22 protein-coding genes are annotated in these 20,902 nt (G+C 64.8%); 19 read left to right on the top strand and 3 right to left on the bottom strand.

Going from position 1 to position 20,902, the window contains the following annotated elements; all coding sequences use genetic code 11:
* Nucleotides 1-33 precede the first annotated feature (33 nt).
* Nucleotides 34-963, top strand: coding sequence for an IS982 family transposase (locus tag E9229_RS02645; RefSeq protein ID WP_183509723.1), 930 nt, complete (start codon nucleotides 34-36; stop codon nucleotides 961-963).
* On the opposite strand, the gene E9229_RS02640 is transcribed toward E9229_RS02645, so the two are convergent.
* On the bottom strand, nucleotides 956-1,639 hold the full coding sequence (locus E9229_RS02640; protein ID WP_183509721.1) for a helix-turn-helix transcriptional regulator: 684 nt from the start codon (nucleotides 1,637-1,639) through the stop codon (nucleotides 956-958). The genes E9229_RS02645 and E9229_RS02640 overlap by 8 nt on opposite strands.
* A 92-nt stretch (nucleotides 1,640-1,731) precedes the next feature.
* On the opposite strand from E9229_RS02640, the gene E9229_RS02635 reads away from it, so the two are divergent.
* The gene (locus tag E9229_RS02635) at nucleotides 1,732-2,154 is read left to right on the top strand and encodes a hypothetical protein (protein WP_183509720.1); all 423 of its coding nucleotides are present in this window, start codon (nucleotides 1,732-1,734) and stop codon (nucleotides 2,152-2,154) included.
* Nucleotides 2,155-2,238: 84 nt separating this feature from the next.
* Here E9229_RS02635 and E9229_RS02630 read toward each other — a convergent pair whose 3' ends face one another.
* Nucleotides 2,239-3,630: an aspartate aminotransferase family protein gene (locus E9229_RS02630; RefSeq protein WP_183509718.1), complete on the bottom strand. Its 1,392-nt coding sequence runs from the start codon at nucleotides 3,628-3,630 to the stop codon at nucleotides 2,239-2,241.
* The gene (locus E9229_RS02625) at nucleotides 3,627-4,064 is read right to left on the bottom strand and encodes an Lrp/AsnC family transcriptional regulator (protein WP_183511827.1); all 438 of its coding nucleotides are present in this window, start codon (nucleotides 4,062-4,064) and stop codon (nucleotides 3,627-3,629) included. The genes E9229_RS02630 and E9229_RS02625 overlap by 4 nt, the downstream gene beginning before the upstream one ends.
* A 323-nt stretch (nucleotides 4,065-4,387) precedes the next feature.
* Between E9229_RS02625 and E9229_RS02620 the strand changes: the two genes are divergently transcribed.
* From E9229_RS02620 to E9229_RS02540, 17 genes are all read left to right on the top strand, one after another.
* Entirely contained in the window at nucleotides 4,388-5,632 is a 1,245-nt protein-coding gene (locus tag E9229_RS02620; RefSeq protein WP_183509717.1) for an ABC transporter substrate-binding protein, read from the top strand.
* Nucleotides 5,632-6,867 carry an ABC transporter substrate-binding protein gene (locus tag E9229_RS02615; protein ID WP_183509715.1) on the top strand — a complete coding sequence of 412 codons (1,236 nt, stop codon included), beginning with the start codon at nucleotides 5,632-5,634 and terminating at the stop codon, nucleotides 6,865-6,867. Before E9229_RS02620 ends, E9229_RS02615 begins: the two co-directional genes overlap by 1 nt.
* 4 nt (nucleotides 6,868-6,871) lie before the next feature.
* Nucleotides 6,872-8,077, top strand: coding sequence for an ABC transporter ATP-binding protein (locus tag E9229_RS02610; protein ID WP_183509714.1), 1,206 nt, complete (start codon nucleotides 6,872-6,874; stop codon nucleotides 8,075-8,077).
* Nucleotides 8,074-9,027 carry an ABC transporter permease gene (locus E9229_RS02605; RefSeq protein ID WP_183509713.1) on the top strand — a complete coding sequence of 318 codons (954 nt, stop codon included), beginning with the start codon at nucleotides 8,074-8,076 and terminating at the stop codon, nucleotides 9,025-9,027. Before E9229_RS02610 ends, E9229_RS02605 begins: the two co-directional genes overlap by 4 nt.
* Nucleotides 9,028-9,037: 10 nt before the next feature.
* On the top strand, nucleotides 9,038-9,835 hold the full coding sequence (locus tag E9229_RS02600; protein ID WP_183509712.1) for an ABC transporter permease: 798 nt from the start codon (nucleotides 9,038-9,040) through the stop codon (nucleotides 9,833-9,835).
* A 116-nt stretch (nucleotides 9,836-9,951) separates the two neighbouring features.
* Complete coding sequence (locus tag E9229_RS02595; protein WP_183509710.1) at nucleotides 9,952-10,434, top strand: MarR family winged helix-turn-helix transcriptional regulator; 483 nt, start codon at nucleotides 9,952-9,954, stop codon at nucleotides 10,432-10,434.
* A 372-nt stretch (nucleotides 10,435-10,806) separates the two neighbouring features.
* On the top strand, nucleotides 10,807-11,043 hold the full coding sequence (rpmB, locus tag E9229_RS02590) for a 50S ribosomal protein L28 (protein WP_183509709.1): 237 nt from the start codon (nucleotides 10,807-10,809) through the stop codon (nucleotides 11,041-11,043).
* Complete coding sequence (rpmG, locus tag E9229_RS02585; RefSeq protein ID WP_183509708.1) at nucleotides 11,043-11,210, top strand: 50S ribosomal protein L33; 168 nt, start codon at nucleotides 11,043-11,045, stop codon at nucleotides 11,208-11,210. The genes rpmB and rpmG overlap by 1 nt, the downstream gene beginning before the upstream one ends.
* Nucleotides 11,211-11,212: 2 nt before the next feature.
* Nucleotides 11,213-11,518: a 30S ribosomal protein S14 gene (rpsN, locus tag E9229_RS02580; RefSeq protein ID WP_183509707.1), complete on the top strand. Its 306-nt coding sequence runs from the start codon at nucleotides 11,213-11,215 to the stop codon at nucleotides 11,516-11,518.
* Between the two features lie 608 nt (nucleotides 11,519-12,126).
* A complete protein-coding gene (locus E9229_RS02575) occupies nucleotides 12,127-12,408 on the top strand; it encodes an HU family DNA-binding protein (RefSeq protein ID WP_281369442.1) in 282 nt (93 codons plus the stop codon).
* A 161-nt stretch (nucleotides 12,409-12,569) separates the two neighbouring features.
* A complete protein-coding gene (locus E9229_RS02570) occupies nucleotides 12,570-13,190 on the top strand; it encodes a hypothetical protein (RefSeq protein ID WP_183509705.1) in 621 nt (206 codons plus the stop codon).
* Between the two features lie 66 nt (nucleotides 13,191-13,256).
* On the top strand, nucleotides 13,257-13,892 hold the full coding sequence (locus E9229_RS02565; RefSeq protein WP_183509704.1) for a copper resistance CopC family protein: 636 nt from the start codon (nucleotides 13,257-13,259) through the stop codon (nucleotides 13,890-13,892).
* An 84-nt stretch (nucleotides 13,893-13,976) separates the two neighbouring features.
* The gene (locus tag E9229_RS02560) at nucleotides 13,977-14,528 is read left to right on the top strand and encodes a copper chaperone PCu(A)C (protein ID WP_183509702.1); all 552 of its coding nucleotides are present in this window, start codon (nucleotides 13,977-13,979) and stop codon (nucleotides 14,526-14,528) included.
* Nucleotides 14,529-14,530: 2 nt separating this feature from the next.
* Nucleotides 14,531-15,745, top strand: a complete 1,215-nt coding sequence (locus E9229_RS02555; RefSeq protein WP_312855579.1) for a Dyp-type peroxidase — start codon at nucleotides 14,531-14,533, stop codon at nucleotides 15,743-15,745.
* A gap of 18 nt (nucleotides 15,746-15,763) precedes the next feature.
* Nucleotides 15,764-17,923 (top strand): cytochrome c oxidase assembly protein, encoded by a 2,160-nt coding sequence (locus E9229_RS02550; protein ID WP_183509701.1) that lies wholly within the window; start codon nucleotides 15,764-15,766, stop codon nucleotides 17,921-17,923.
* Nucleotides 17,913-18,692, top strand: a complete 780-nt coding sequence (locus tag E9229_RS02545) for a hypothetical protein (protein ID WP_183509699.1) — start codon at nucleotides 17,913-17,915, stop codon at nucleotides 18,690-18,692. Before E9229_RS02550 ends, E9229_RS02545 begins: the two co-directional genes overlap by 11 nt.
* Nucleotides 18,693-18,808: 116 nt before the next feature.
* Entirely contained in the window at nucleotides 18,809-20,764 is a 1,956-nt protein-coding gene (locus E9229_RS02540) for an NHL domain-containing thioredoxin family protein (RefSeq protein ID WP_183509698.1), read from the top strand.
* Nucleotides 20,765-20,902: the final 138 nt, after the last annotated feature.

Raw genomic sequence — 20,902 nt, 5'->3', positions numbered from 1 at the left:
GTAATACCCAACATTCGAACCTGGAGAGTTCCGATGGCTCCCGATCTGGACACCCTTGCAACAGCACTGTACGCCTGCGCGGACGACTTTCTGAAGGCCAATCCGCACCTGCTCCCGTGGCGTCCGGCCATCGGCTTCGGGCCCCGGATCAGCGACGCCGAACTGGTCACCATCGCGGTCCTCCAGGCCCTGCTCGGCTTCACCTCCGAACGCCGCTGGCTCCGCCAATCCCATAACGACCTGCGCCGATGGTTCCCGGACCTGCCCCAACAACCCGGATACAACAAACGGCTGCGGAAGCTGGGCGGGACCCTGCAGGCTCTCAACGAACACCTGGCCCACACCACCGGGCTCTGGTCCGATGAGCTGTGGCTCGCCGATTCCACCCCTGTGGAATGCGGGCGCTCCCACACCACGGCCCACCGCTCCGAACTGGCCGGCTGGGCCGAATACGGGTACTGCGCCTCGCATTCACGGTGGTTCTGGGGGCTGCGCCTGCACCTGCTGTGCACCCCGACCGGACTGCCGGTCGGCTACGCGCTGACCGGGGCGAAGGCCGATGAGCGTGAGACCCTGCTGGGCATCCTGGAAAACCTGCCCACCCCGGTGGAGCCGGGACAGATCATCATCGCGGACAAGAACTACTACGGGAAGGCCTTCGAGCAGGACCTCTCCGAGGCCGGGATCACCCTGGTCCGTCCGACCCGTCAAGGTGAGAAACCCCGTCCCGGAAAGAGTCTGCTCAAGCCACTGCGTCAGGTCATCGAGTCAATCAACGACACCCTCAAGGGCCAGCTGGACCTGGAGGCCCATGGCGGGAGGACCATCGCCGGGGTCACCGTGCGGGTCCTGCAACGCATCCTCGCGCTGACCGTGGCCATCTGGCACAACCTGAACACCGGTTCCCATCCACTGCGGTCGCTGACCGCCTATGACCATGAACCCTTGGAATCAATCATCTAGGTCCACCCGCATCGACCGGGTCAAGCCGAACGCAACAGCGTCCTTCTCTGCGCGGGGTATCAGGGCATGCCTGGTAGGGGGCGGCGGAACCCTCGATGACCGCACCGAGCAGCTCGAGGTTCATCGAGCAGACAGTATCGACGTGCTTTTCGGAGAGCAGATGGAAGGGGCAGTCAAGTAGTTCCAGCGCGCCTTGAGCATTCTCCCTGGGCCGGTAACCGTGCCGTTCCAGTGTCTCGGCCAGCTGCCCCGATCCGGTGCCGATCCGCAGACCCTCGTCGCGGGAGACCCGAGCCAACGCCTGCGCGACCGGCAAGTCAGCCAGGGTGGAAAGGTCGATGGCGCGGGCCATGAGCTCGGCCGCTAGGCTGTATTCGCGTCGGGGAATGCTTGCCGCCAGCTCACCGAACCGGGCCGCATAGAGCTTGGCCGGGCGACCCGAACCCGGGCCATCGAGCCCGTTGACGCGCCGGAATTCGAACTCCAGCAGGCCTTCCTCAGCGAGCTTGTCCAACTGGAAGGCAACGGCGTTCCGGGGCAGATCTAATGCCTCGGCGACGGCATTGCGGCCTACCGGCCCGGCTGAGGTGCGCACGAATTCATAAATTCGCCTGCGCACAGGATCGGCAAGTGCGCCCAGGGCGGCGAGCTGTTCGGTGGGAGGGGTGTTGTCCATGGAGTTAAGCCTAACTCTATAACTAGAAACTGTTGACTTAGAGATGGACGTGATTCTAAGATGAAACATCGCAACTTTAGAAAGGAAGCATCATGAGCACCCACACGCTGAGCGCCGGCAAGGGCCTGCGCCACGACCTGGACACCCAGGCCTTCATGCTGTTGCGGACCATCTTCATCGTGGCCCCCATCGTTTTCGGGATCGACAAGTTTACCAACCTGCTGACCGACTGGACCCACTATCTGGCCCCGTTGGCCACCGACATGATCCCGGTCGATCCTCACGTCTTCATGTACGGCGTCGGCGTCGTGGAGATCATTGCCGGCTTGCTCGTGGCCTGGCGTCCGCGGTGGGGATCGCTGGTCGTCACTGCCTGGCTGCTGGGCATCATCGCGAACCTGCTGATCCTGCCCGGGTTCTACGATGTCGCCCTGCGTGACTTTGGACTATTGATAGGTGCGCTGGCGCTGAACCGACTGGCCACGGCCCGGGTGCTTGCCGCTCGGGCACGGTAACTGAAGGATGCCCCGACACGAGAACAGCGGATGCCGTTGATGGAATCATCACGGGCATCCGCTGTTCTTAGCTCGGGCGAGCCGCTAGATGTGGTTGGACGCCTCGGTCAACACCGAACGCAGGATCGACTCGATCTCGTCGAACTGCGGCTGGCCGATGGTCAGCGGCGGGGCCAGCTGGATCACCGGGTCCCCGCGGTCATCGGCACGGCAGTACAGGCCCGCGTCGAAGAGCGCAGTGGAGAGGAACCCGCGCAGCAGGCGCTCGGACTCATCGTCGTTGAACGTCTCCTTCGTTGCCTTGTCCTTGACCAGCTCGATGCCGTAGAAGTACCCGGCGCCGCGCACGTCGCCCACGATCGGCAGGTCCAGCAGCTTGGACAGCGTGGACTTGAAGGCCCCGGCATTGTCCTTCACGTTCTGGTTCAGGCCCTCGCGCTCGAAGATGTCCAGGTTTGCCATCGCGACCGCGGTAGATACGGGGTGGCCGCCGAAGGTGTAGCCGTGGTAGAACGTCGTATCGCCCTTGCTGAACGGTTCGAAGAGCCTGTCGGAGGCGATCATTGCGCCCAGCGGGGAGTACCCGCTGGTCAGGCCCTTGGCGCAGGTGATGATGTCCGGAACGTAGCCGAAGTCCTCGCAGGCGAACATCGAGCCGATGCGGCCGAAGGCGCAGATGACCTCGTCGGAAACCAGGAGCACGTCGTATTCGTCGCAGATCTCGCGCACGCGCTGGAAGTAGCCCGGGGGCGGCGGGAAGCAGCCGCCGGAGTTCTGTACCGGTTCGAGGAAGACCGCGGCGACCGAATCGGCGCCCTCGAATTCAATGGCCTCGCGGATGCGCTCGGCGGCCCAGAGCCCGAAGTCCTTCTCATTGTCGGCGAACTGTTCGGGCGCGCGGTAGAAGTTGGTGTTCGGGACGCGGAAGGTGCCCGGTACCAGCGGTTCGAAGGGCGTCTTCATGTCCGGCAGCGAGGTGATGGCCAGGGCGCCCTGCGGCGTGCCGTGGTAGGCCAGCGCGCGGGAAATGACCTTGTGCTTGCCGGGCTTGCCCATGAGCTTGAAGTACTGCTTGGCCAGCTTGAAGGCGGATTCGACCGCCTCGCCGCCGCCTGTGGTGAAGAAGACCCGGTTCAGGTCGCCCGGAGCATAGTTCGCCAGGCGCTCGGCCAGGTCGATGGCCGGTTCGTGCGCGTAGGACCACAGCGGCATGAACGGGAGCTTGGCCGCCTGCTTCGCCGCTGCCTCGGCCAGCTCGGTGCGGCCGTGGCCGGCGTTGACGACGAATAGCCCGGCCAGGCCGTCGATGTAGCCCTTGCCCTGGTCGTCGTAGATCATATGACCTTCGCCGCGGGTGATGATCGGAACCCTGCCGCCCTCGATGAGGGGGGAGTGGCGGGCCATATGCATCCAGAGGTGGTCCCGGGCTGCCCGCTGGCGATCGGTGCCGCGGGGGGTTGTGCTGTTGATGGTCATCGTGTACCCCAGTTGTATTCTTGTTTGCGCAACGAGAGGTACATGAACGTTTCGGTGTCCCGGACGCCCTCGATGGCTCGGATTTCCTTGATGATGCGCAGAAGGTCGTCGTCGTTTGCGCATACGACCTCCGCGATGATGTCCGACGGACCGGCGACCACGACGCAGTAGTCGACCTCAGGCAATTCCGAGATGCGGTCCGCCGTGGCGATGATGTCCCCGTCGGATTTCACCCCGATCATGGCCTGGCGCTTGAAGCCCAGCTGCAGCGGATCAGTGACCGCCACGACCTGCATGACCTTGCTGTCCACAAGTTTCTGGACCCGCTGCCTCACGGCCGCTTCGCTCAGGCCCACTGCCTTGCCGACCGACGCGTAGGAACGGCGCCCGTCTTCCTGAAGCTGTTCGATGATTGCCTTGCTCGTGGCATCCATCGTGAATCCGTTGCCGGCGCTGGGCAGTGCGGAGTGGGTCACCGGGTATCGACCTCCTGCTGCGTGTTGGGAACTGCGGACTGCTCAGGTGGCATGGCTGCAACCTCCATGGCAAGAGACTAACCCGAAGGAATCAGTTGTGGATAGGGGGTAAGGACAACTGATTTCGTATCGAACTCAAATCGATCCGACGGAAAGTATTGTCAAACACCCATGAAACCTGACATGATCCAAGTCACGTGCTGTGGTTCGCCTCACATTTGCCTGGCGATCCGCAGCCGTGTTCGATAAGAGCTTTTCAACGGTGATGAAGGGGTACCATCATGTCGACGAGGCCACGGCGCGAGCTGCCGCAGGACCCGGCCCTCAGGGCCCTGATCAAGGCTCAGATGAGCCGCCGCAACGTGCTGCTGGGAGCCGGCGGGCTCGGGCTGGCCGGGATGCTTGCCGCCTGCGGCACGGGCGGCAAGGGCGGAACCGGGGCAGGGGCAGGGGCGGGGACCGCCGATGCCACCCCTGCCGTGGTGGACCTGTCGGCAACGGATAAGACGGTGAACTTCGCCAACTGGACCTTGTACCTGGACTATGACGACAAGACGAAGAAGTACCCTACGCTGGAGCAGTTCAACAAGCTGACCGGCATCAGCGTCAATTACTCCGAGGACATCGACGGCAACGACACCTACTACGGGAAGGTCCAGGCGCAGCTGGCGGCTGGCCAGGACATCGGCCAGGACATCATCACGCTGACCGACTGGATGGCCGGGCGCGTCATCCGTCAGGGCTACACCCATGAACTCGACCATGCCAACATTCCGAACATCAAGAACCTGCTGCCCTCGCTGCGGGACGTTGATTTCGACCCGGGCCGCAAGCACTCGCTGACCTGGCAGTCAGGATATGCCGGCATTGCCTGGAACAAGGAAAAGGTCCCCGGCGGCCTGCGCAGCGTCGCCGACCTCTGGAATCCGGAGCTCAAGGGCCGCATCACCGTGCTCGACGAAATGCGCGACACGATGGGCCTGCTGATGCTCCAGGACGGCGTGGACATCTCCGGCACCTGGGGCGACCCCGAATTCACCCATGCGCTGGATAGCCTGCAGCAGCAGATCGACTCCGGGCAGATCCGTCAGGTCAAGGGCAACTCCTACAAGGAGGACTTTGTCTCCGGCGACGCCATTGCCGGCATCGTGTGGTCGGGGGACATAACCCAGTTGAATTTCGAGAACGACGACCGCTGGGACTTCATCCTGCCCGAGGCCGGCGGCACGCTGTGGAGCGACAACATGATGGTCCCCGTCGCCTCCCCGCGAAAGACCAACGCCGAGAAACTAATGAATTTCTACTACGACCCCGAGGTCGCAGCCCAGGTTGCCGCCTACGTAAACTTCATTTCCCCGGTGGTCGGGGCCCGCGAGGCCATGGACAAAATCGACCCGTCACTGGTCGACAACCCGCTGATCTTCCCGTCAGAAGACGACCTTAAACATGCTCATGTCTTCCGCACGCTGGATGCGGACGAGGAATCGAACTACAACTCACGGTTCCAGACCGCGATCGGAGCATAATGTCACGCAGTATCCGTCGGCGCGAATCGGCCCGTCATTGGGTACAAGCGCTGGAAAAGACCCAACTCTCCCGGCGGGGCATGCTCGCCGGGAGCGGCGGTCTGGCCCTGGCCGCGATGCTCGCGGCCTGTGGCACCGGCAGCGGCAGCGGGGGAGGTACGGCCAAAGGGGTAGTCAAACCTACCGCCGCGGCTGATCTTTCGGCCGAGCAAGCCATAGTCAACTGGGCTAACTGGACGCTTTACCTGGACTATGACGACAAGTCCAAGAAATACCCGACGCTGGAGAAGTTCAAGAAACAGAGCGGCATTACAGCGAACTATTCCGAGGACATCGACAGCAATGACATGTACTACGGGAAGGTCCAGGCGCAGCTGGCCGCTGGTCAGGACATCGGGCAGGACATCATCACGCCCAGTGACTGGATGTCCGAACGGCTGATCCGCCAGGGCTACGTCCAGGAGCTGGACCACGCGAACATCCCGAACATCAAGAACCTGCTACCCGAGCTCAAGGACGTGCGCTTCGACCAGGGGCGCAAGCAGTCGTTGACCTGGCAGTCCGGCTTCACCGGCCTCGCCTGGAACAAGGAGGCGTTCCCGAAGGGCCTGCGCACCGTCTCGGACTTGTGGCAGCCAGAGCTCAAGGGCCGCGTCAGCGTGCTTGATGAAATGCGCGACACGATGCCGATGATGCTGCTGGATGCCGGCGTGGATATCCGGGGTGACTGGGGCGACAACGAGTACGGCAACGCCATCGACGTGTTGGATGAGCATGTCAGCTCCGGGCAGATCCGCCAGGTCAAGGGCAACTCCTACAAGCAGGACCTGATCAGCGGAGACGTACTGGCGGCACTGGTCTACTCGGGTGACATCACGCAGTTGAACTTCGAGGAGGGCGATAAGTGGGAGTTCATCATGCCCGATGCCGGCGGACTGATCTGGAGCGACAACTTCATGGTGCCGATCGGATCCCCGCATAAGACGAACGCGGAGAAGCTCATGGACTTCTACTACGATCCGGTCGTTGCCGCCGAGGTGGCGGCCTACGTGAACTACGTCTGCCCGGTCGTCGGAGCCAGGGAGGCCATGGAAAAAATCGACCCGGAGCTCGTGGACAACCCGCTGATCTTCCCGACGGCGGAGTACCTCTCCAAGGCAACCACCGAGCGAACCATGTCCATCGAAGAGGAAGCGCGCTTCCAGGAACTGTTCCAGCAAGTGATTGGCGTATAGACAGATGAGCACAGAAACCAGCCTCGGCGTAACCCCGACCGGCACACTGAACAGCAGCGGGGCCGACCTGCAGCTGACCAACGTCACCAAGCGTTTCGCAGAATTCACGGCGGTGGACGACCTGACCCTGACCATTCCCTCGGGGTCCTTCTTCGCCCTGCTGGGACCTTCTGGCTGTGGCAAGACCACCACGTTGCGGATGGTGGCGGGCCTTGAGCAGCCCACGAGCGGTGAGATCAGCATTGGCGGCAAGGACGTCACCAAGCTGTCCTCGCACCAGCGCCACGTGAACACGGTGTTCCAGTCCTATGCGCTCTTCCCGCATATGTCGGTGCTGGACAACGTGTCGTTCGGACTCAAGCGCCAGAAGATCGCCGGCGCCACGGAGAAGGCCAAGGCCGCTCTGGAACTAGTGGAACTCGGACACCTGGGAGCCCGCCGCCCTGCCCAACTCTCCGGCGGCCAGCAGCAGCGCGTGGCGTTGGCCCGTGCCCTGGTCAACCGACCGGCGGTGCTGCTGCTCGACGAACCGCTCGGTGCACTGGACATGAAGCTGCGCCGGCAAATGCAGGTGGAGCTCAAAGCCATCCAGACCGAGGTCGGCCTGACCTTCATCCACGTCACCCACGACCAGGAGGAGGCCATGACCATGGCCGACACGGTCGCCGTGATGAACAAGGGCAAGATTGAGCAGATGGGCGCTCCGCGTGACCTCTATGAACTGCCCCGAACCGCATTTGTCGCCAACTTCCTAGGCAAGTCGAACCTCATGTCCGGACAGGTCATCGAGGACTTGGGCGGTTTCGTGGCGGTCAACGTCGCCGGCTCCCGAGTGCTCATGCCCAAGGACCGATCGGTCGCCCATTCAGGCAACGTGGTCGTGGGGGTGCGTCCGGAAAAAATGCGCATCCTTGACATGAACATGGACCACACCCACACGGACAATCAGCTCACTGGAACCGTGCTTGATGCCTCATTCACCGGTGTGAGCACCGAGTACCTCGTTGAGGTGCCGGGCATCGGAACGTTGGGTACCTTCTCGCAGAACCTGGGCCAGCGTCCCGCCGCTCCTGGTGAAACGGTCCGTCTGACCTGGGAACCGGAGTACTCCTTCGGACTGGATGGCGGAGACGGCCCCGAAGCGGTCACCGAAGCGGAATCCGCCGACGATTTCGACGGTGAGCTGGAAGCCGAGGTGGAACCGGCATGACCGCCCTGGACGACAAGCCACGTGTCTCCGGACGCCGCGCCAAGGTCGAGACGGAGGAGTGGCGCAGCGAGGAGGAGATAGCCGCCGACAAGCGCAAGGGCCGGGTCGGGATGTACCTGATCGTCCCGGGCTTCGCCTTCCTGGTGCTGTTCTTCGCGGCGCCGGTCGTGGTGCTGCTGGCCATGTCGCTGTACGCCAAGCCGCCGGGCGCCGAAATCGGCGAATTCGTTCCGGCGCTGCAGTTCAGCAACTATCTCACCGTGCTGTCCGCCTACTGGGATACGCTGGTGCGCTCCTTCGGGTTCGCGCTGATTGCCACCATTGCCGCGCTGCTCATCGGCTACCCGATGGCCTATCTGGTTGCCGTGCGGCTGCGGGGCTATCGGCTGTTGCAGGGCATCCTGCTGGTGCTGCTGATCGCCCCGTTCTTCTCCAGCTTCATCCTGCGTACCCAGGCCTGGAAGCAGATCCTCGCGGACGAGGGCCCCGTGGTCAGCGTGCTGCGTGCCGTCGCGATCCTGCCGCCCGACGGGCGGCTGACGGCCACGGCCTTCGCCGTCATTTGCGGTCTGACCTATAATTTCCTACCGTTCATGATGCTGCCGATCTACGCCAGCCTGGACCGGTTGGACGTCTCCATGCTGGAGGCTTCGGGTGACCTGTATGCCAGCCCGATGACCACCTTCTTCAGGGTGACGCTGCCGCTGTCGGCTCCCGGTGTCTTCGCGGGGACGCTTTTGACGTTCATCCCCACCGCAGGCGACTACGTCAACGCGGCGATCCTGGGCAACAACCGGGACACGACGATGATCGGGCAGGTCATTGATTCGCGGTTCTTCAGGGTAGTCGACTACCCGGGCGCTTCGGCGCTGAGCTTCATCTTGATGGTGGCCATCTTGGTACTGGTCCTGATCTACATCAAGCGTTTCGGTACCAAGGAACTGTTCTAGGAGCGATGGCATGAAACAAAAAATCGGTCGCTGGTTCATTCCCGTCGTTGGTGGACTGGCCTTTGTCTACCTGCTTGTCCCCATTGTCTACATCTTCGTCTTTTCCTTCAACGATGCCGGGCGCACCAACCTGGCCTGGCGCGGATTCACGTTGAAGAACTGGCAGAATCCCTGTGGGGCCCCGAACATCTGCGAGGCTCTGGGCAACTCGCTGCAGATCGGCATCCTGGCGACGATTTTCGCCACGGTGCTCGGCACCTGCATTGCGCTGGGCCTGGTGCGCTACAAGTTCAGGTTCCGCAACACGGCGGACCTGCTGATCATCCTGCCGCTGGCCACCCCCGAGGTGGTGCTCGGGGCCTCGCTGCTGGCGCAGTTCCTCAACCTGGGTTGGGAGCTGGGCTTCTGGACGATCATCATCGCGCACACGGTGTTCTGCATGTCATTTGTCGTAGTGACCGTCCGGGCCAGGGTCTCGGGCCTGGATCCCCGGTTGGAGGAGGCGGCAAGCGACCTCTACGCGTCGCCGATGGCCACCTTCTGGAAGGTGACGTTCCCGCTGCTGCTTCCGGGCATCACCGCAGCGGCACTGCTCAGCTTCGCGATGAGTTTCGATGACTTCATCATCACGAACTTCAACTCGGGCAACTTCGACACCTTCCCGAAGTTCATCTACGTTGCGGCGACCCGGGGTATCCCGGCCCAGGCCAATGTCATCGGCTCGGCGATGTTCATCATCGCGTTGCTGATCGTGGTCATCGGGCAGATCATCTCCTACCGCCGGCAGAAAATGCTGGCAGCCCGGTAACCGACGGGGGATGCGGCCAACGGACCGGTCCACGCCCATCGGGGCGTGGCCGGTCCGTTCCGCGTGCGGGGCGTGGTCGACGGGGGAAGACCTGTAGATATGCCAACATTGGGGGTATGACTGAACCCCGCTGGTTGAATCCGCAAGAACGAGATGCCTGGTTGGCGCTGCTGGCCGTCACCACCCAGCTGCCCGGGAAGCTGGATTCAGACCTGCAGACCCAGGCGAAGATCACCTTGTTCGACTACAACGTGCTGGCCATGCTCTCCGAGGAAGAGGAACGGTACCTGCCGATGAGTGAACTGGCATCGAAAACCAACGCCTCGCTGTCCAGGCTGTCCCATGTGGTGAAGAAGCTCGAGGCCCGAGGCTGGGTGGAGCGCACCCAGTGTCCAAGCGACGCTCGAGTGACCATGGCGCACCTATCGGATGCCGGCTGCGAAATGCTCGAGGGGCTCGCCGCGGAGCACGTTGAATCGGTGCGCCGGCTCATCTTCGACGGGCTCGATTCCAAGGATGTAGACGATTTGTCCCGTCTTGGACGCAAGATCACGGCTCGCCTGGATCCGGATCACTGGATCTTCCGCGACGAGGCGTAAGGCAGCCCACAATATGTCAGTTTGAACCGGAGGCCGTTCGTGGCCTAGGATAGTAAGGCGTTAAGTCGTGCGTATCTTATGCGTCCATTTCACGATGGATGGCAGTGGTATCGCGCGTTTACCCGTATTACCGAATGTCGGTGTCCACCTGAGTAGGGAAAAATACTCAAACGGATGCCGGAGTTCACCGTCTTTCACGTAGTCAAGGCGCTTCGGTTGGTTCTCACCCAGCCTGGTTACCTTCGAAGATGTGCAGTAATAAAACGGTGTCACAACTGGTGGCGGGACTCTTACACGCAGATTCAGAGGCAGCATCATTCCGCTGTATCTGTGCTGAGTACCGTCAATATTTACTACAACTGAGGAGTGATCATGGCAGCAGTATGCCAGGTGACAGGTGCGGTTCCGGGCTTCGGACACAGCATCTCCCACTCGCACCGCCGCAACAAGCGTCGGTTCGACCCGAATATCCAGAAGAAGCGCTACTGGGTTCCGACCCTGCGCCGTAATGTCACTTTGACCCTTTCGGTCAAGGGCATTAAGACCATTGACTCGCGCGGCATCGACAAAGTCGTCGCCGACCTGCTTGCGAAGGGTGTGAAGCTCTAGTGGCTAAGGATAAGGACGTACGTCCGATCATCAAGCTCAAGTCGACCGCCGGTACCGGGTTCACCTACGTGACCCGCAAGAACCGTCGTAACAACCCAGACCGCATGGTTCTGAAGAAGTACGACCCGGTCATCCGCAAGCACGTCGAATTCCGAGAGGAGCGCTAAACATGGCTAAGAAGTCCATGATCGCTAAGAACGAGCAGCGCAAGGTCATCGTTGAGCGTTACGCCGCAAAGCGTGCCGAGCTGAAGAAGACTCTCGTTGATCCCCAGGCTACCGACGAGGCACGCGAAGAGGCTCGTCTGGGCCTGCAGAAGCTGCCCCGCAACGCCTCGCCGGTCCGCGTTCGCAACCGCGACGCCATCGACGGCCGCCCCCGCGGTAACTTCCAGAAGTTCGGTATTTCCCGTATTCGCTTCCGCGAAATGGCTCACCGCGGTGAGCTTCCGGGCATCACCAAGTCTTCCTGGTAAATCCCAGAAGCATTCCAAGGGCCCCCACCGATTCGTTCGGTGGGGGCCCTTGGCCTTTAATCGCCACGTCCAGCCTCCGCGCAAGGCCGCCGGCGTGCCGCCGACGCCCGGTGAAACGGCTTCCAGCGGAGTCCTGAATGCAGCATGGCCCAGGGTGGGACCCAAGCTGTGAAGGGCCCGCCTGGCGGCTCGAGGGCCAGCTCCCCGGCCAGGGATCAGTGACGGCATGTCACCGGTGATCGAGGGGATCCCTCCGGTCTTCCGCGCGGACCGAATGCAAATTCGAGGCCCCCGAACCACCGGCCCACGGGGAGAACATGGCGGTGAAAAGCACGCCGGAACCGTCCCGGATCGGAATTTCACCTGGCTTGGCGACTGTGCGTACCGAATGGCCCGCGAACCGAAAAAGTGCGATGCGTCTCTCTTTGCCCGCCGGTTGAGTCCGCTCAGCGCGAAATTTTACCCAATATCCAAAATTTTCCCGGAAAACCGCCCGAATTCAAGGCTTTTCATCGGTTCTCTTTGGTAGGTTCTCACTCAGAAGTCCTCGCAAGCGCGGGGCGTCTTTGCCCGGTGTGGCAAGGAAGATCAGTCCAGGAGGACATACTTTGGCTATGAACCGTAGTGAGCTCGTTGCAGCCGTCGCCGAGAAGACCGGCAACTCCCAGGTCGCCGTAAACGGCGTTCTGGATGCCGTTTTCGAGGTCTTCGTTTCCCAGATCTCCCAGGGTGAAAAGGTCTCGATCCCGGGATGGCTCGCAGTCGAGCGCACCGACCGTGCAGCGCGCACCGGCCGCAACCCGCAGACCGGCGCCACCATCCAGATTCCGGCCGGCCACTCGGTCAAGCTGACCGCCGGTTCGAAGCTGAAGGCCGCTGTCGCCAAGTAGTTCGACACCTGCTTTTTTGGAAGGACCGTTCGGCCCCCGATGGGGGATTCGAGCGGTCTTTCCTGCTTGATGAAGACTTATTTTCTACGCCGAGTAGAAATCCGGTAGGGTTGCTGGAAAGCCTGCTCGTACGAGCAGGGATGGCAAGGGTGGAAATGCTGGTGGAAGATCGCAGTCTGCGCGCCGTGCGTGGCTGGATCGGTGCGCTCTTTTCCACTTCCCTGGCGGCCGCTTCGCATACGCTGGCCGACGGGCAACTCCCCCCGCTGCCGATCCTGGGCCTGGTACTCGTCGTCTCGGCGGCCATCTGCACTGCGCTGACCGGGCTCGCGCATTCTGGCAGGCGCACAACGCTGGCCGTGCTGCTGAGCCAAGGCACCTACCACCTTCTCTTTTCCCTCGTCGGACATGCCCCGGCCAACGGGATGCTGCTCGACGCCGGGCCGCATGCCGGGCACTCAATGCAGCTGACGGGCGCCGCGGTGGCATTCATGAGCGATTCTCCGGCCACCATGGGTCTAGCTGCCGCGTGGATGCCACTAGGCCATGTGCTTGCCGCGCTGGCCACCATCTCGGTGCTGCGCCGGGGCGAAGCAGCGGTGTTGGCACTGCTCTTCGCCTTGCTGCTGCGGCGGCCTGCCTCCGTGCTGTTCGCCAGGCCCACTCTCATCACGGCCCGCCCCCGCCCGGTCATCGAGACCCGGCTCGAGGGCCCCGTGGATCTGGTCTTCACCCTCGGCGCCCTGCTGCGCCGGGGTCCTCCGCTGCGTCCTGCGTTCTAGACGACAGCAAACGCCCCCATCTCCCGCCTGACACAGACTGGCGGGGAAGCGAAGGACCCGTACCCCATGAACCAGCACCACACACGCAACCACGCAACGGCGCAATACCCCATGCGCGCGATGCGCATCGCCCTGGCAGCCGTCTTGATGGCCTTGGCAGCCGTCTTCATGGCGCCCAGCGCCCACGCCCACGACCAGCTGGTGCAATCCAGCCCGGAGCCGGGCGCCACGGTGAAGAACCCGCCGAAACGGATCACGCTGACCTTCAGCGGAGAGCTGAAGCCGATCGGCGACATCGTGAAGCTGACCGATGCCGACAACGCCGCAGTGGAAACCACCCACTCCATCGCGGGCACCGAGCTGACCATCACCCCGGTGAAGCCCTTGGAAAACGGAACTTATTCGCTGGTGGCCCGGGTAGTTTCCAGCGACGGCCACCCGATCGACCAGAAACTGGCCTTCACCGTGAAGACCCCGGCGGCTTCAGCCAGCCCGAGCGCCGTGGCATCGCCGGCGCCGGCCTCGACCACGGCCCCCGCTGCTGCAGTCAGCCCAAGCGCCACTGCACAGGCCACGCCGGAACCGGAACAGGCGCCTGCCGCAGTCAAGGGCGGAATCCCCGCACCGCTGGTCTGGAGCATTGCCGGACTGGTCGGCCTCGGAGCCGTCGTCATGATCATCGCCAAGACCCGCGCTAAATAGCCCCACGGTTTTGAGCCCCTGCCCGGTCCGCCGGGCCACCCTGCGCGGCCACGGCGGCGCAGCATCTACTTTTTTGGAGACACCATGTCCTTTGTCGTACCCTCTTCCCGAGCCGCCCTGATCCCGGCGTTCGCTCTCACGCTGATGCTCGCTTCCTGTGCGGCACCTGCCCAGCCCCCGGCGGAAAGCCACGATGTGGCCCAGACTGCCACCCAGGACGAACCGGCACCCCTGCACGTCCATGACGCCTGGATCAAGGCAGCCGACGGTGGCATGACCAGCGCCTTCGCCACATTGCACAACGAGTCGGCCGAACCGCTCACGCTCAGCGGGGCCTCGAGCGATATTGCCGATGACATTGAACTCCACGAGATGACCGGTGGCACCGGCGCCACGTCGATGAAGGAGCTTCCCGGCGGTATCACGGTGGAACCCGGAGCAAGCGTCGAGCTGGCTCCCGGAGGCCTGCACCTGATGCTGATGGGCGTCCACGAGGCAGTGAAGCCGGGCCAATCGCCGGTGATCGCCCTGGAATTGGCCGATGGTTCCACGATCCCGGTGCGATTCGAGGTCAAGTCCTTCACCGGGGCAAACGAGTCCTACGCGCCGGAATCCGAGCACGGAATGGGCCACTAGGGGTGGGCACGCGGCCCTCGCGCCGGGCGCTGCTCTTCGGCGGCGCCACCACCATGGTCGGTGCCGCCGCCGGACTGGCGGGTGCTGCGGTGCTGGCGCCACGCGGCGAACCCGGTCCGGTGCTTGACGCCCACGGTGCCAACGGGGCGCAGCGGATCGGCTTCCACGGCCAGCGGCAGCCGGGCATCGAAACCCCGGCGCCGGCCCACGCCGTCTTCATCGGGCTGGATCTGCGCCGCGGGAGCGACCGGGCGGGGGAGCGCGATGCGCTGGAGCGGTTGCTGCGCCTGCTCAGCCAGGACGCGGCCCGGCTCATGGACGGACGCGGCGTGCTTGCGGACACCGAACCGGAACTTGCCGCGCATCCGGCCCGGTTGACCGTCACCTTCGGGCTGGGTCCGCATGCCGTCGGTCTGCTCAACCGGGACCTGGCCCCGCGCTGGCTGCGCCCGCTGGAGGCTTTCGGCATCGATGAGCTCGATGCCGCCTACGGCCAGAGCGATCTGCTGCTGCAGCTGTGCTGCGACGACCCGGTGACGCTGGCCCATGCGCGGCGGGCGTTGCTCAAGGACACCCGATCGCTGGCCAGCACGGCCTGGGTCCAGGCTGGTTTCCGCCCGGCTTACGGAAGTGCTCCGGACGGGTCGACCATGCGCAACCTCTTCGGGCAGCTCGACGGTTCGGCCAACCCCTCCGGTGAGCGGCTGGAGCGGGCCCTCTGGGGCGGGGAGAACCTGGAACCCTGGATCGAAAACGGCACCTCGCTGGTGCTGCGCCGGATCCGCATGGACCTGGACGGGTGGGACGAGGCGGACCGGCCCGGCCGGGACTTCAGCCTCGGCCGGCGGCAGGGTTCCGGTGCGCCGCTGCACGGTGGCGGTGAACACGATTCGGTGGATCCCGGCGCGCTCGATGAGCTGGGACTGCCGCTGCTCTCGGCCGACAGCCACGTGGCACGGGCGCTTCCGCGCGGAGTCGACGAGGTGATCTGGCGCCGCGGCTACAAGTACGTCGACGGTGTGGAATCGGGCCTGCTTTTCGCCTCCTACCAGGCGGATGTGGAGAAGCAGTTCCTGCCCATCCAGCGCCGGCTGGCCGGGGCGGATCTGTTGAATCAGTGGACGACGCCGCTCGGATCGGCCGTCTACGCGATCCCGCCCGGCTGCCTGCCGGGTGGATTCATCGGCGGCGGGCTGCCGGAGGCTGGCCGAAGGTAGCCTCCCGGGGGTGGGAGAATGGAGGGACGTGCCACGGGAAAGGACGACGTGAACAAGCCAGGACAAACCAGCGAAACGAGGACCCCCCACGGGGTGCGGGCAACCAGCAGACCACTCTGGGCGGTGGCCGGGCTGCCGGCGGTGCTCGTGGCGGCCATTGTGCTGGTACTCGCGGCGCTCTACACCGGTGTCGGATCCGAGCAGGCGCTGGGTGATCCCGGTGCGCTGGTGCGCTGGGGATTGCCGGCGGCGAAGCTGGTCCACCACGTGGCGATGTCCACGACCATTGCGGCGCTGGTCTTTGCCGCGACGATCATTCCCCGCTCCACCAGGCCCCGCCGGGCCGGACCCGGAGAGAAGGGCACCGACGGCGGGAATGAACACCCGGCCTTCGCCGCGGTGATGAACCTCGCCGCGGGCGCCGCCATGGTCTGGACCCTGGCGGCTGCGGCAGTGATGGTGTTGTCCTTCTTCGACCTGGCCGGCGTCCCCATCAGCACCGATCCGACGACGACCAACCTGCTCTACAGCTACATCATGACGATCTCCACCGGCCAGGCCTGGGCCTGGATGGTGGTCATCGCCGCCGTCACCGCTTCGCTGGCATTCGCCGTCCGTTCTCCGTTCATGGTCGGTGCCACCGCCGTGTTCTCGCTGGCCGGCGTGCTGCCGATGTCGCTGATCGGCCACGCGGCAGGTGGAGACGACCACTGGGGGGCGGTCAACGCAATCGGGCTGCACCTGGTGGGCGTCTCGTTGTGGTTCGGCGGAATAGTGGTGCTGGCGCTGCTGGCATCCAAGCTCTCCGGCGAGGCCCCGGGCCGCTTCGCCGGGCGGAAGCCGCTGCTTGCCGGCGTGGTGCTTTCGCGGTTCTCCGTTCTGGCTGCAGTCTGCATCGTGCTGGTGACCGGATCCGGCGTGGTCAGCGCCATGATCCGGATGGATTCCTGGTCCCAGCTGACCACACCCTACGGGATGTTGATCCTGGCCAAGACGGCCGGCACGCTGGCCCTGGGCTTTCTGGGCCTGATGCACCGACGCCGGATCATCCCGGCACTGCTTGCCGGCAAGCTCAGCGCCACCCGCGCCGCCTGGCGTGTGGTCGGCGTCGAAGCGCTGGTGATGGGCGCCGTGATGGCGCTGGCTACCGTGTTGGCGCGCACCGCCCCGCCGCTGCCCGAGGTGGCCCCCCAGCTGCCGAGCCCCGCCCGGTTGCTCACCGGCTACGAGCTGCCCCCGGAACTCGTCGGAGGCTCCTGGTTCTCTGTCTGGCGGATGGACTGGCTCTGGATCGCGATCATCGTGTTCCTGCTTGTCACCTACGTGCGCTTCGTGGTGGCCGTGCGCCGGCGCGGGGACAGCTGGCCAGTCATCCGCGCCGTGGCCTGGGCCGTGGGCCTGATCGCACTGTTTTACATCACCTCGGGAGCCCCGGCCGTTTACGGGCAGGTGCTCTTCTCCATGCACATGGTCGACCACATGGCGCTGACCATGGTCGCGCCGCTGTTCCTGGTGCTCGGCGCCCCGGTGACCCTCGCGTTGAAGGCGCTGCCCTCGCGCACCGACGGCACCCGCGGCCCACGCGAGTGGATACTGGCGGTGGTGAACTCGAAGTACTCGGCATTCATTACCCATCCGCTGTTTGCCGCGGCGAACTTCGCCGGCTCGATCATCATCTTCTACAACACCGACCTGTTCTCCTTCGCAATGCGAGCCCACGTCGGACACGAGCTGATGAACGTGCACTTCCTGCTCACCGGATACCTCTTCGCGCTGAGCATGATCGGGATCGACCCGATTCCGCGTCGGGCCCCCTACCCGCTGCGGCTGGTCATCCTGCTGGCGACGATGAGCTTCCACGCGTTCTACGGCGTCTCGCTGATGGGCAGCACCTCGCTGATCCAGGCCGACTGGTTCGGCAACATGGGCAGGCCCTGGGGCGCACCGGCGCTGGAGGACCAACGCACCGGCGCCGCCGCGATGTGGGGCATCGGAGAGGTGCCCACACTGATGCTCGCGCTCGGGGTGATGGTGTCCTGGAACCGGGACGACGCCAAGGAGGCAAAGCGCAAGGACCGTGCGGCGGACCGCGACAACGACGCCGAGCTTGAGGCGTATAACCAGATGTTTGCCCAGTACAAGAAACATGACCAGGAGATCGACCGCCGTGTCCGTTAATCACCGACGCACCATCCAACTCGTCGGGACAGTGCTGGCCCTGTCCCTGGCCCTGGCCGGATGTTCATCCGCCCCGGAACACGGGGGCCCCTCCCTTCCCGAGGGCCACGCCCCGATCGCCACCGATGGCTCGGTGGCCCCCGCCGAGCCGTCGGATCCGGAAAAGGACGTCGTCTCAGCCTCGCGGCTTGCCGTGGCCTCGGGCATTTCGATGGCCTACGCCCTGGGCTTCGATAAGGCCCGTGAAATCACCGGGGCCGATCTCGAATCGTTGCGCCAGCCCCCGGCCGACACACTCAAAGGCGTCACCGTGGACCCCGGCACCTGCGCAGAGGTGATCGAGGGGCTGAACTGGTCCCCGGTGCAGCAGGGCGGCGAGGGTGCGCGCAGCGACTTCATCAACGAGAAGATCAGTGTCACCGGCTCCGTCGAGGTGGCCAGGATCCAAGACCGGGCCCAGCTCGACGCTCATCTGGCCACCGCGCGCCGGCTACTGGGCGAATGCCACCGGCTCACCCTGGACGACGGATCCGGTGCCATCCCGTTCAGTACCGTCGCACCGGTGGTGAAGGACGGCGGTGCCGATTCGGCGATCTTGTGGACCCGGGCAGGGGAGGGCCACCCGATGCGCCAGCAGGCGCTGGTGCTGATCAAGGAGCGCGGGGATCACGTCGCCATGGTTTCGTTCATCGCGGCGAGCAACCTGCAGAAGCCAGAGTTCGCGAAGATCGCCGGCCAGGTGCTGGAAGCGGCGCTCTCCCAGCTGTAAGGCGTCCCCGGGGCGGCCGGCGTAGCAGTGGGTCATCGTGTACCAGGACGCTGGGCAAAGGCGCGATAATGGAGGCAGCATATCGTCAGCCGACAAAGCCCGAGGAGAACCCTTCCATGAGTCCTGAATCCACTGCCGCAACCGAATCGGTCCGCTCCGCCTACCGTGTCCGCGCCTCCGAGCTGCAGGGCCGGAACTGGCTGAATACCGGTGGCAAGATGCTCGGGCTCGAGCAGCTGCGCGGCAAGATCCTGATCCTGGACTTCTGGACGTTCTGCTGCATCAACTGCCTGCACGTGCTCGATGAGCTGCGCCCGCTGGAGGCGAAGTACTCCGAGGTGCTGGTGACCATCGGCGTGCACTCCCCGAAGTTCGAGCACGAGGCCGACCCGGTGGCGCTGGCTGCAGCCGTGGAACGCTACGAGATCCACCATCCGGTGCTCGACGACCCGGAGCTGGCCACCTGGCAGGCCTACTCGGCCCGCGCCTGGCCGACGCTGGTGGTCGTCGACCCCGAGGGCTACATCGTCGCCCACCTCTCCGGCGAGGGCCATGCCAACGGGCTTGAAGTGCTGATCGGCGAGCTGGTTGCCGAGCATGAGGCCAAGGGCACACTGCACCGCGGCGACGGGCCCTACGTGGCACCGCCGGCCCGCGAGGGCAACCTGCGCTTCCCGGGCAAGGCCGTGGCGTTGGAGAACGGAAACTTCCTGGTCGGGGATTCCGGACACCACCGCATCGTGGAGCTCACAGCGGATCTGGGATCGGTGGTGCGCTCCTTCGGCTCCGGCACCCGCGGCTTCGCCGACGGCGGCGCCGATGCGGCCCGCTTCAACGAACCCCAGGGGCTGGCCCTGCTGCCCGCCGATGTGGCGTCGCGCACCGGTTACCACGCGGTCGTCGCCGACACGGTCAACCACCGCCTGCGCGGGCTGAACCTGGACACCGGGGAGGTCACTACGGTGGCCGGCAACGGCGTGCAGCGGTTGCTCGACGCCGAACAGGCACGCGCCGCCGGAGCCGCGGCCAACGACCCGGACGCCTGGATCAGCGACTTGGGCAACGACCCGCTGGGAACCTCGCTCTCATCTCCGTGGGACGTGCTCTACAGCGATCGGGCCGGCAAGCTCATCGTCGCGATGGCCGGCACCCACCAGATCTTCGCCTTCGACCCGTTGACCGGCGCCCTGGACGTCTTCGCCGGCACCGGCCTCGAGGGCCTGACCGACGGCGCCCCGGGGCAGTCCTGGTTCGCCCAGCCCTCGGGCCTGGCAGCCGACGCGCAGGGCAACATCTGGGTCGCCGACTCGGAGACCTCGGCGGTGCGCAAGCTGGTGCTCGACGATGCCGGCGCCGTCGCGTCCGTCGAGTCGGTCATCGGCTCCGGGCTCTTCGACTTCGGTTTCCGCGACGGCGACGCGGCCCAGGCCCGGCTGCAGCACCCGTTGGGCGTCGCCGTGCTGCCCGATGGCTCGGTGGCCATCGCCGATACCTACAACGGGGCGGTGCGGCGCTACGATCCGGCCACGAAGACCGTCTCCACGCTGGCGCGCGGCCTGCAGGAGCCGGCCGACGTGCAGCTGGACAGCTCGGTGGACGGAGAGCCGGTGCTGCTGGTCGTGGAGACCAACGCCCACCAGCTGGTGCGGCTGCCGCTGCCCAAGGAGGCGCTGAGCGTCGACGAGGGTGCTGCGCAAACCCAGCGGCCCAAGACCCGGGTCGCCGCGGGGGAGCACGGACTGACCGTGCGCTTCTCGGCGCCCAAGGGCCAGAAGCTCGATGACCGCTGGGGCGACCCGACGCAGCTGAAGATCTCTTCCTCTCCGGAGGAGCTGCTGCTGGCCGGCGCCGGAACCTCGACGGGCCTGACCCGCATGCTGGAACTTAACCCCGCGGTCGAGGGCGGCGTGCTGCACATTACCGCGCGCGCCGCGGCCTGCGACGGGGAGCTCGGCGGGGAGATCCCGGACCATGCGGCCTGCCACCTGTACCAGCAGGACTGGGGCATCCCGGTGCTGCTCGACGCAGACGGTGAGACCGAGTTGACGCTGGATTTGCGCGGCATGGACTAGCCCGTCCACTGGCGGCCCGTCTTCCCGACCCGGGACGGCGGGCCGCCGCTGTTGACCCCGGCGTTTGATGAAGCTGAAATTCAGGCGTATTGTTAGCAACGCTAAGTAACTAATGTGGTCGAAACCCCTGGAAGCCCG

It is taken from the genome of Paeniglutamicibacter cryotolerans (genome assembly GCF_014190875.1).
GTDB classification, from domain to species: domain Bacteria; phylum Actinomycetota; class Actinomycetes; order Actinomycetales; family Micrococcaceae; genus Paeniglutamicibacter; species Paeniglutamicibacter cryotolerans.
Note: the sequence above shows the minus strand (reverse complement) of the source record. Positions and strands in the feature narration are given on the sequence as shown.